Annotated in this window: 1 protein-coding gene; it reads right to left on the reverse strand. The window is 61.0% G+C overall.

Going from position 1 to position 983, the window contains the following annotated elements; all coding sequences use genetic code 11:
• Nucleotides 1-983 (reverse strand): group II intron reverse transcriptase/maturase (gene ltrA / locus PMI22_RS20940; protein WP_007944326.1); only part of this gene is annotated, 983 nt, incomplete at both ends.

The raw sequence follows: 983 nt of genomic DNA on the forward strand, positions 1-983 counted from the left end.
CTGACTAAGTTTGAAGTAGCCAGCCCAACCGCGCAGCACAGGGTTTATCCGCTTGATGACATTCGCCATCTTGTGGCCCCGCGCCCCGCGCAGCAGCTCTCTGAGTCGGTCACGCAAGCGATCCAGGCTCATTGTCGCCACTCGCAGCCTCGGCTGTTCGTGCCAGCTCATCCCGTAACCCAGATAATCGCAGACCCAAGGCCGCACCACGCGGCTCTTTTCCCGATTCAGCGACAGTTTCAGACGCCGCCTCAGGAAGCGCTCGACACCGGCCATCACTCGCTCACCTGCACGATGACTACGCACATAGATGTTCGCATCATCGGCATAGCGCACGAAACGGTGCCCCCGTCGTGTCAGCTCGCGGTCGAGTTCGTTGAGCAGGATGTTCGACAGCAACGGCGAGAGCGGGCCGCCTTGCGGCGTCCCCTCCTGCCGTCGACTGGCGATCCCGCCCGACATCACACCGGCCTCGAGATAACGGCGGATCAGTCTGAGCGCACGTTTGTCCTCGATTTGACGCGCTACGTACGCCATCAGTACATCGTGGTTGACCCGATCAAAGAACTTCTCCAAATCGAGTTCCACACACCAGCGGTGTCCCGCCGCCACATGGGCGCGGGCTGTTTCGATGGCTTGGTGAGCGCTTCTGCCCGGGCGGAAGCCGTAGCTATAGTCCGAGAACAGAGGATCGAAGATCGGCGTGAGCTGTTGCAGCAGCGCTTGCTGGATCAAACGGTCCACGACGCTGGGGATACCCAGCTGTCTTGTCCCGCCTTTGGGCTTGGGAATGTCGACGGCGCGTACACCTTGCGGGTGATACTCGCCGGCCAGTAACCGAGTCTTGAGAATCGGCCAATACTGTTTCACGTAGCCCGCCAATTCGTCGACCGTCATGCCATCGGCACCTGGCGCGCCCTTGTTGCTGACTACGCGGTGATACGCACGCTTGAGGTTGGCGGGTGCAAGCACCCGCTCCATCA

Origin of the sequence: Pseudomonas sp. GM21 (assembly GCF_000282215.1) — a bacterium.
Taxonomy (GTDB): Bacteria; Pseudomonadota; Gammaproteobacteria; order Pseudomonadales; family Pseudomonadaceae; genus Aquipseudomonas.